This is a genomic window from Desulfurellaceae bacterium (assembly GCA_021296095.1).
Lineage (GTDB): Bacteria > Desulfobacterota > Binatia > Bin18 > Bin18 > JAAXHF01.
In genome coordinates, this window is sequence record JAGWBB010000024.1 from 25,157 (window position 1) to 34,210 (window position 9,054).

Annotated in this window: 10 protein-coding genes; 5 read left to right on the top strand and 5 right to left on the bottom strand. The window is 63.2% G+C overall.

Going from position 1 to position 9,054, the window contains the following annotated elements; genetic code table 11:
• Positions 1-6: 6 nt before the first annotated feature.
• Together J4F42_07675 and J4F42_07680 are read right to left on the bottom strand one after the other, a co-directional pair.
• Positions 7-1,035 (bottom strand): LLM class flavin-dependent oxidoreductase, encoded by a 1,029-nt coding sequence (locus tag J4F42_07675; GenBank protein MCE2485377.1) that lies wholly within the window; start codon positions 1,033-1,035, stop codon positions 7-9.
• Between the two features lie 39 nt (positions 1,036-1,074).
• Positions 1,075-2,103, bottom strand: coding sequence for a TIGR03619 family F420-dependent LLM class oxidoreductase (locus tag J4F42_07680; GenBank protein MCE2485378.1), 1,029 nt, complete (start codon positions 2,101-2,103; stop codon positions 1,075-1,077).
• 376 nt (positions 2,104-2,479) lie between these two features.
• Between J4F42_07680 and J4F42_07685 the strand changes: the two genes are divergently transcribed.
• Positions 2,480-2,761 (top strand): hypothetical protein, encoded by a 282-nt coding sequence (locus J4F42_07685; GenBank protein ID MCE2485379.1) that lies wholly within the window; start codon positions 2,480-2,482, stop codon positions 2,759-2,761.
• A gap of 175 nt (positions 2,762-2,936) precedes the next feature.
• On the opposite strand, the gene J4F42_07690 is transcribed toward J4F42_07685, so the two are convergent.
• Both J4F42_07690 and J4F42_07695 read right to left on the bottom strand, forming a co-directional pair.
• A complete protein-coding gene (locus J4F42_07690) occupies positions 2,937-3,134 on the bottom strand; it encodes a hypothetical protein (GenBank protein MCE2485380.1) in 198 nt (65 codons plus the stop codon).
• On the bottom strand, positions 3,134-3,559 hold the full coding sequence (locus J4F42_07695; GenBank protein MCE2485381.1) for a TetR/AcrR family transcriptional regulator: 426 nt from the start codon (positions 3,557-3,559) through the stop codon (positions 3,134-3,136). The genes J4F42_07690 and J4F42_07695 overlap by 1 nt, the downstream gene beginning before the upstream one ends.
• A gap of 371 nt (positions 3,560-3,930) precedes the next feature.
• Between J4F42_07695 and J4F42_07700 the strand changes: the two genes are divergently transcribed.
• The 4 genes from J4F42_07700 (at position 3,931) to J4F42_07715 (ending at position 8,101) form a co-directional block, all read left to right on the top strand.
• Positions 3,931-5,040 (top strand): IS630 family transposase, encoded by a 1,110-nt coding sequence (locus J4F42_07700; protein MCE2485382.1) that lies wholly within the window; start codon positions 3,931-3,933, stop codon positions 5,038-5,040.
• A gap of 73 nt (positions 5,041-5,113) precedes the next feature.
• Positions 5,114-5,575 (top strand): hypothetical protein, encoded by a 462-nt coding sequence (locus J4F42_07705; protein MCE2485383.1) that lies wholly within the window; start codon positions 5,114-5,116, stop codon positions 5,573-5,575.
• 191 nt (positions 5,576-5,766) lie between these two features.
• A complete protein-coding gene (locus J4F42_07710) occupies positions 5,767-6,702 on the top strand; it encodes a hypothetical protein (GenBank protein MCE2485384.1) in 936 nt (311 codons plus the stop codon).
• 778 nt (positions 6,703-7,480) lie between these two features.
• Entirely contained in the window at positions 7,481-8,101 is a 621-nt protein-coding gene (locus J4F42_07715; protein MCE2485385.1) for an ankyrin repeat domain-containing protein, read from the top strand.
• 83 nt (positions 8,102-8,184) lie between these two features.
• Here J4F42_07715 and J4F42_07720 read toward each other — a convergent pair whose 3' ends face one another.
• Positions 8,185-8,550, bottom strand: coding sequence for a hypothetical protein (locus tag J4F42_07720; GenBank protein MCE2485386.1), 366 nt, complete (start codon positions 8,548-8,550; stop codon positions 8,185-8,187).
• Positions 8,551-9,054 lie beyond the last annotated feature (504 nt).

Below are 9,054 nucleotides of genomic sequence, written 5' to 3' on the forward strand. Positions count from 1 at the left end.
CCCGGCTCAGACAAAGGCCGGCATCACCTTGGTGGCGAAAAGCTCCAGCGAACGCTGGGACTGCTGCTGGCTCAGGCTGCCCCAGGCAAAGGCCAGGGTCGGGTAGTTGCAGCCGGTATCTTCGCACAGCCGGGCCAACTGGTCCTGGACCGACGCCGGCGAACCCACGATTGCTACGTCCAGCTTACGGGCGACCGACAACTCGGGCGTAAAAAAGATGTGGACCGTGCCGAAGTCTTTCCACAGCTTCATGATGTTGTCGTAGAACTTTTGATAGGCCGGGCCGGCAATCGCCTCGGCTTCCGCATCGGTTTCGGCCACATAGATGTGGCGCAGGGCGCCGATAATGGGCGCGTCGATATGCGGGTTGAGATTGTTCGGATCATCACGATGCTGGCTCCACAGCTCGCGATAGTGGGCGACCATCTCTTTCAGACCCGGGTTCGGACCACCGCCGACCATGTGCATGCCACGCTCGGCCGCAAACTGGAGGCTGCGGGGGCTGGTCACCCCGTGCCAGAAGGGCGGGTTGGGGGTCTGCTGGGGGTGGAGTTCGAGAGGCACGTCGGTGCAGTCATAGTATTTGCCGGTGTATGACAGGCGCTCGCCCCGCAGGCCGGCCACCACCACTTCGAGGGCTTCCTTGAACATGGCCTGCGACTGGAGAAACGGCACCTCAAAATAGGCCAGCTCGTAGGGCGAGACCCCTCGTCCGACCCCGATTTCGAGCCGGCCGTTGCTCAGATGGTCGAGCATGCACAGCTCTTCGACGAGACGCAGCGGGTGATACAGCGGCAGCAGGTACAGCAGGGGGCCGAGGCGAATCCGTTGGGTGCACTGGGCTGCGGCGGCCAGAAACACGTTTGGCGAGGGGGCCATGCCGAGCGGCGTGGCGTGATGCTCGGCCGGGTGGTAGGCGTAGATGCCCGCCTCGTCGGCCATTTTCAGCAGTTCGAGCCGGCCGCTATAAAACTGGTGCAGCGGTTCCTGGCGGCGCTCCAGATGATCGAAAAAACCAAAGGCAATCTGACTCATGACCGCTCCTTCTCGGCTTAGTCTGCTCCTGGCCTGCTTTTACACCCGGGCTTTCCAGCCGCCCTGGGCGACAATGCCGGACGCCTGGGGCAGGACCTGCTCGCTGAACTGCTGCATCTGCTCTTCGAGTTCCTGGCGCTGACCCGACGGACAATCGAAAAAACACACGATCAGCGAATAGCCGGCCCGGGCAAAACGCTCCAGATCGGTCAGGATCTGGTCTGGCGTGCCGGTGCAGATACGACGGGGATTGGCCCGTGCCTGCGGATTGTCAGCTGCGGTCAGCCGGGCTGAGCTGACGCCGATCATGGCAAACTCGGCCGGGTCTTTGCGCTGGCCCTCGAGCTCACGACGGATGACCTCCTGGGCCTTGGCGTAACGGCTTGGCTCGGCGTGCGAGTCCAGAAAAATGGGATAGAAGCCGTTGCACAGGCGCGCCGCTCGGCGGGCGCCGGCCACGGTCACCCCGCCATAAATAATCGGCGGGGTAGGGCGCTGAACGGGTTTGGGGTCCATCGACACCGCGTCAAAGCGGTAGAACTGGCCCTGGAAGCCGACCGCCTCGTCAGCCCAGGCGCGTTTATAGACCTCAATGCACTCCTCGGTCTGGGCCGCGCGCTTGGCATACTCAAGGCCGAGGGCGTCAAACTCCTCCTGCATCCAGCCGGCCCCGACGCCAAACAACAGCCGGCCGCTCGACAGCTGGTCGATAGTCGCAAACTGGCGCGCGTCGCTCAGCGGGTTGCGGTAGGGCGCGATCAGCACGCTGGTGCCGAGCTTGAGGCGGCTGGTGCTGACCGCCGCCGCGCCCATGACGACTGCGGCGTCGAGCATGGTGTGCCGCGACTCATAGGCGCGCGTGCCCGAGGCGTTGGCCACATGGGCGCTGGTCGAGGCCATCGGCATGCACACATGGTCGGGGAACCACATCGAGTGATAGCCGAGGCGTTCGGCCAGCTGGGCGGTCTGGACCGGCTGCATATCCTCGGCGCTGATCGAACGGGCCAGAAAGTTCACTTCGTCCCGATAGCCGAAGCCATGGGTGGTGGCGTAGAGACCGATATCCATATCTTTTCTCTCCCGTTCGCTCCCGTAGCACCGGGCGCTCGGTGCGGTCAAGGGCAGACCCGGTCGGGCGGTGTCGCCAGGCAGAGAGTCTCGAACCGCAGGCAGTATACTCCATGACAGAAGCAGTATACTGAAAGAGAGGGCGCCTTCTCCCGATGAAGTAAAAGCTCACCATCACCATCGACGCCGACCTCCTCCCGCGTGCCAAGCGCTAGGCCCGGTCCCGGGGCGTGTCGCTGTCGGCGCTTATTGAGCAGGCGCTGAGGGAAGTGGCGGGCGAGCACGCGCCGTCCTTCGCTGCACGCTGGCGGGGCAAGTTTCAGGCCGCCGAGCGAGACGACCCCCGGTACGACGCCCTGGCGAAGAAGTACCTGCAATGATCCTCCTGGATACGGATATTCTCGTCGCCATTGCTCTCGACCGGCACCCGCACGCCGGCCCGGCGGCGGACCTTATCGTCGCGCCGTCGCATGGTGGGGGCAGTGCCGGGGATTTTCTCTTCGACTTGACCCGCTTCGTGCCGGTGGCCGCGACCAGCACTGAGGCTTTCCGTCACGCAGCGGCGCTACCGATAGCGGACTTCGAGGACGCGCTGCAGGTGGCGGCCGCGCGGGCCTGCGGCGCGCGGTTCATCGTCGCGCGGAATGTCCGGGACTAGGCGCGCGCCCCCATCCGTGCGGTGGAGCCCCAGACGGGCCCTCAGTGATCTGGTCTGACGCGTGGCGGTGCGCCCCAGCTCCCTCTGGCGCGTTTCCTGTCCTCTGTCCGAGGAAAGGGAGGAGGCGTGGGGAACGACGTGACTTGAACCTGCCCGAAGCTTGACACATCACCTCTTATCGGACGGGAGAACTGCGCTCTGCGGGGCGCGGCCGCAGCCCGTCACAAACCCGCAGCAGCAGGGAGAGGGCCTCCGCCTGAGCCGTGGCTACATCGTCGGCATAGACGATGTGGCGCGCCAACTCAAAGAGCATCGCCCACAGCAGCTGCATCAACGGCTTGAGCGGTAGCGGGGCGAGCAGGCCCTCGGCCATTAACGGCTCCAGCGCCTGGCGGAACTGCTCCAGACCCGGCCCCGTCTGTTGCAGGGCGGCCCGGCCGAGTACGGCTGGGCCATCCAGATAGAGAATCGCCGTACGCGCGGGTCGGCGGCCCGTTCCACAAACGCCTGGCACGCCGTCACTACCTCCCGCTGCCAGAGATCCCCCTCCGCGTCCTGGATGCGCGCCACTATGAAGTGGGAAAATGCGAGATTCTCTTCCTCATAGACGGCTTGGAAGAGCGCGACTTTGTCGGGAAAGTGATATTGTAGCGCGCCCTGGCTCCGCTTAGCGCGCCGTGCTATTGCTACGGCCGAGGTGGCGGCATACCCCTGCGTGGCAAACAACTCCTGGGCTGCGTGGAGCAGAGCCCGGCGCGTCAATTCCGACCGGTCGGCGTGGGAGATGCGGGCGGCCATCTCTCCTCCTCTCCATTACTAGATGCCCCTTGAAAGGCCCTTGTATCTTGGAAGATCAGGAAGCGGCGTGTCAAATCGCGCCGGTCTCCAAGCTTGACACTTTGGGCGTTATCAGTCGCCGGCCGATCAACACAGACGAATGTGAAATTTCGATGAAATGTGGCCCCCAGCAGCGCCGCGCGTTCCCCATCTTGGAACGTTGACACGTTGACCCTTATCAGTCGGCGTAGCCCGAGCGGGCCGTTGGAGCCCCGAATGGCGGGCGGGAAGCCAGGCAGGCGACTCAGGACTTCCCGACCGCGGCGCTAGTCCTCTGGAACTGAAGTTCAGATCATTATATAGGTTCCATCGAAATTGGCCATTTGGAGGTGATGCTGATGGGCCGCGGCGTTGGCCGCCCGGTGGCGGCGGTGGTGCTCAGCGAGGAAGAACGGGCGTATCTTGAGCGCCAGGTGCGCCGGCACCGGATCGCGCGCTTACTGGCGGAGCGCTGCCGCCTGATCCTGCGCTGCGCCGAGGGCCTTCCGAACAAGGTCGTCGCAGCGGAGCTCGGGGTGCATGAGCATACGGTCGGGAAGTGGCGGCGCCGCTTCGTGAAGAACCGCGTCGAAGGCTTATGGGACGAGCCGCGGCCGGGCCGGCCGCGGACCATAGCGGATGCCGAGGTGGCCCGAGTCATCGAGCGGACGCTCACTGCCACGCCGGCCGATGCGACCCATTGGTCCCTCCGCTCAATGGCGAAGGCGAGTGGCCTCTCCCACACGACGATTCGCCGGATCTGGACGGCCTTCGGCTTACAGCCCCACCGCTCGCAGACGTTTCACCTCTCCGGCGATCCGCTGTTCGTCGAGAAAGTCCGCGACATCATCGGGCTCTATCTATCTCCCCCGGACCGGGCGGTGGTGCTCTGTGTTGACGAAAAGAGGCAGAGCCAGGTCCTCGACCGTGAGCAGCCTGTGTTGCCAATGCTGCCGGGCATGGCCGAGCGCCGCACCCATACCTATGTCCGGCATGGCACGACCTCACCGCTCGCGGCCCTTGATGTCGCCACGGGCTTCGTCATTGGCAAGTGCTACAGGCGGCATCGAGCCCGGAAGTTCCTCGCCTTCCTGAAGGAGATTGATGCCCGCGTCCCCGCGAACCTCGCCATCCACATCATCATGGACAACTACGCCACCCACAAGACCGCCGCGGTCAAGGCATGGCTGGCGCGGCGGCCGCACTGCCATGTCCACTTCACGCCGACCTCTGCCTCTTGGATCAATCAAGGCGAACGCTGGTTCGCCGAACTGACGCGCAAGCAGCTCCGCCGGGGCGTGCATACCTCGACGAGCCAGCTGGAGGCGGACATCCGCGCTTTTATCGCCACCCACAACGCCGCCCCGAAGCCCTTCAAATGGACAAAGTCTGCCGACGAGATCCTCGCTGCCGTCAAACGGTTCTGTCACCGGGGTGAGCACCACTTATGCCACGAACTTTAGATTCGGGTTACTAGGCTTCGCTCGCGGCTTGGGTGCGGCGCGCAGTGGAGAGGTTACGGCGGCGTGCAAGGATGTGGAGCGATTGCAGGCGCTTAAGGACGTGATAACGGCAGCCAAGATCGGCTACTGGGCGAGCCAGACGGACTTTCAAATCAAGACGATTCATGCCTGGATCGCGCTGGCGGAGAAGCGCGATGAGGAAGCGATTCAGTTAATGCGCACCGCCGCCGAAGCAGAAGAAGCCAGTGACAAAGCGCCGGTGACTCCGGGGAATGTTGTCCCTTTACGGGGACTGCTGGGCGAGATGCTCTTAGCGCTCAACCAACCAGCGCAAGCGTTCACCGAATTCGAGCGCTCCTTGCAACGTGACCCCAACCGTTTCCGAGTCGTGTACAGTGCCAGTCGCGCTGCCGAAGCAGCAGGCAACCGCCAGGCGGCCCGCGAGCATTACGCCAAGTTGCAGACGTTGACCGCTGATCATGATACCGAACGTCCGGAACTCGCGCAGGCCACCGCATTTTTGGCAAAGCCATGATCATGAGTGGCCCAGATCGTGGAGCAATCGGGTTCTGGATGGGGCGACATCGAGGAATAGACGCAGGCGCGCTTCTTCAGCCTCCATCCCGCCACCGTCTCGCGTCTGATGGCGCGGGAACGAAGAGAAGCGTAATGCGGAGCCTAACGGCGCGCCTGCGGTATCGCCCCGTGAAGGGACTACGGAAGTCTGTGGGAGTCGTCAGCGTTACCGTCGTACTTGTGTTTGCGCTCGGCGCGATGAGCATCGCCCACTCGTTTTGGGACCCTGAAAAAGAGTCCTCTGGAGGGGCATTCAAGGGATTCCAAGTGCAGAATCCCTTGTTCCATCCGGGCATGGTGGACTTTCATCAACGGGTGAACGACGGTGGCGAGACGACGAATCTCGCGCTGTGGACTCCGGTCTTTCGCGGCGGTGGGTCACCCCTCACCTATGGGGGCGGATTCCTTCGTGCGTTGGCCGCAGCTCCAGACGCGGGCGATCTCATTCTCGCTGCTCAGACTGTCAGTGGCACGGGAGTGGCGGCGTGGGAAGCCCAGGGTGAATACCGTCTCCCCACCGGCGTCCTGCTTCCTGGCTCGCTTGGGGTTGGTGGCGGCTATGTCTCACAAGATCGCTTCGGCCCCGATATGTGGTTTACCAAGCTCTCGTATCGCGACGCACTGGAGGATGGGTGGCAAACGATTGCCTCGGTACAACTCCAAGAGGTTGGGCAGAGAACCTCGCCTGGTGGCTATCTCGCCCTGTACAACTCTCGCCTGATGTTCACGGGCGGCACGGACGGTGAGCAATGGCGGACTACGGTAGGCTATGTTCACCCTGCGACTGGAGGACTATTCCGTCCGGCATTTGAATTCTTCTACGTGGATGAGGCGATTGGCGTTGGCACTGGTGGGAAGTTCCTGTTGGCGACCGCGACGCTTGGCTACAAAGGGTGGGGCTTTCTCAGCCACGACAGCCGACTTGGTCGAGCCTTAGGCCCTCAAGGACTGGCATTCACCAACCCCAACGGATTTCTGCAACCCATGTGGAATCGTTTGTTCGACGTGACCGAGGTGGGGGGACTGCTGAATGGCCGCGTGACGGAGATCCGCGACGTGGCTGGAATCACCAACCGCGAGTGGTAACTGATTGGGTTTCCGTTCCAGTTCGCTTCGGGAAGAAGCTGGTACGACTGGCTTTTCATTGGCGGTGGCCTTTGTCAGATGACGAGACAGCCGGATGCGCCCTATCTCATCGGTGGGGCGATTGGCCAACTCGGAGCGGTTCGTATCTTAGTGGGATTTTGAGAGGGACGAAGCCCGGCTTCTCCTGACTGGCCAATATTTTCTTTAGGTTCCTCTTTTACTTTATCGAGAGCACGAGGCAATGGCTGAAAATTCCTGTGATGCTGTTGGTCAACATTCGCCAAACCGTAGGTTTCTGTACAAATGCCCCCGCTGGTCCATGAGGGGCCGCAGGGCAGTACTCCGCGTGCGGGCGTGGGGCTGCTGCGGGGGTGGGCCTTCTCGGCGGCCGGGGAAGCAATCAGCACGGCGACGGTAGTGCGGCTGGGGAGTGCGACCTATGCCGATCAGTTCGATCTGAGCGGAGCGACGGCGGAGATTGTGGGTGAGGAGCTAATCCTCTGGGACTGAAGATTGACACTTCCCCCCTTATCAGATAGAGCGCCCGGGAGTCTTTGCCCGAGGGCGGGACCAAGAGCGGGCGGAGTGCGCCTCTTGAGAAGGGAGCCGGCCACGACCAGCAGTATCAGCCGACCGCTCGGCGCTAACACGGACGGCCCAAAAAAGTGAGACTGGAAGCCAAAGCAGGATGATGTGCTTTTGGGGGGTAGGTAAGTGCTTCATAGCACGGGGTTTTACCTCGTGGAAGCGAAAAAACTTTCCAAAAATGAAGCTGGCTATGGCGCCCCACTGGAAACCCTTCCTGTTGATCGGCTCCCCTCCGGGCCTCCGCCGGTTCTTGACTCGTCTCCTCTGCGTCCTGTGTCTGATGGCGGTCTGCGCTCGCCCGGCCTTGGGCCAGTCGCTGTTGGACGCGGCGTGGTTGGCAGCGGCGACTCCTGCCGGGGTCCAAGCGCTGCTCGACCGGGGGGCGGATCTAGCAGCGCGGACCGAAGGCGGTCTGACGCCTTTACACGTGGCGGCGGCGAGCAGTAGCTCGCCGGCGGTGATTAGCCTGCTGCTCGACTGGGGGGCGGTGTTGGAGGCGCGAGACAAGATTGGCGGGACGCCCTTACACTGGGCGTCCCGGAGATCTACGCCGGCGGTGATTGGTCTGCTGCTCGACCGGGGGGCGGCGTTGGAGGCGCGGACTGAGACCGGCAGGACGCCCTTACACTGGGCGGCGGCGCAGAACCCCGCGCCGGCGGTGATTGGTCTGCTGCTCGACCGGGGGGCCGATGCCAAACGTCGCACCGCAGCCGGCAAGCTGCCCGTCGATCTTGCGGCCAAGAATGTGGCCCTCACGGGTACCGCTGCGTACAGGCGGCTGCATGAGGCCAGTTTTGAGGCCCGTCCGTAGCGGCTGTCCCAAGCTTGACACATTGCCTGTTACCAGACCCAGCAGGCCGAGCGGCCGAGACGCAGTGTAGAAAAATCAGGAACTTAGCGCGGTCCGCCGTCTTCAATACGCAGCTCCACCGTTTCCGGGTCGGTGCGGAGCAACGCGTAGGCGGACTCGAATTTCGCGGGGCCAGTGACTTGGGAAAGCTCTGCAATACTGGCCAGCGCGATCAGGTCGGCCAGCCCGTGGCCATACAGGCGGCTGGGTTGGCGGCAGGTGTCCAGCTCGAAGGACGCCGCTGGGAGCGCCGCTTTGAGTACGTCTACGAGGGCCCCGGCCAACAGGAGCTGCCGTTCCGCAATGGCGGCCCGCTGGCCGTCGTTGTCCCCGGTGTCGCTGCCCGCAGCGATGAACGCCTGGAGCGCCTGCCCGGTATAGCCTTCGATCTCGTCGGCACGACCACGCACAGGGTACCGCTGGGCTTGAGAAACCGGGCCATGCGGACGAAGCCGGCCGCTAAGTCCGCAATAAAGTAGAGCAAAGGGCGCTATGGGTTCCTTATGGATCGGCGAACCATCGGCGGTCCGTGGTGTCCTGGCACCAGTGCTGGTCCTGTTGGCAGCCAGAGCTGCGGAAGCCGCAGTCCCAGATACGCCCAAGTCGGGGGTGGCTATAGTCCCAGGGCATGATTGCTGGTAGAGCGTTTCCCTCTTAATCCTATAGTTATCCTACGTCCTTCCTGAGAGGATTGCCGCCCAGGAGCGGGCCTCCCAGCTGGCGAGGGCTGAACTGTCCTATCTACCCGCCTCGGGAATCTGTATCGGAGATACTCGATGACTCGGCCGCAGAATAGGACACCCATAGGCCGGTTCTACGGCTGATAACTCCCTATTGCTGCTCGGCACTCAGCGGACACCAGGCCGGATATTCGTAGCTGCCCGCAACCAGGACTTGTAACGGCGTGTCTCCTA

Bases quoted from the DNA above. Each gene is read 5' to 3' on its own strand.
- J4F42_07675 (MCE2485377.1), bottom strand. From the start codon at position 1,035: ATGAGTCAGATTGCCTTTGGTTTTTTCGATCATCTGGAGCGCCGCCAG.
- J4F42_07680 (MCE2485378.1), bottom strand. From the start codon at position 2,103: ATGGATATCGGTCTCTACGCCACCACCCATGGCTTCGGCTATCGGGAC.
- J4F42_07685 (MCE2485379.1), top strand. From the start codon at position 2,480: ATGATCCTCCTGGATACGGATATTCTCGTCGCCATTGCTCTCGACCGG.
- J4F42_07690 (MCE2485380.1), bottom strand. From the start codon at position 3,134: ATGGCCGAGGGCCTGCTCGCCCCGCTACCGCTCAAGCCGTTGATGCAG.
- J4F42_07695 (MCE2485381.1), bottom strand. From the start codon at position 3,559: ATGGCCGCCCGCATCTCCCACGCCGACCGGTCGGAATTGACGCGCCGG.
- J4F42_07700 (MCE2485382.1), top strand. From the start codon at position 3,931: ATGCTGATGGGCCGCGGCGTTGGCCGCCCGGTGGCGGCGGTGGTGCTC.
- J4F42_07715 (MCE2485385.1), top strand. From the start codon at position 7,481: ATGGCGCCCCACTGGAAACCCTTCCTGTTGATCGGCTCCCCTCCGGGC.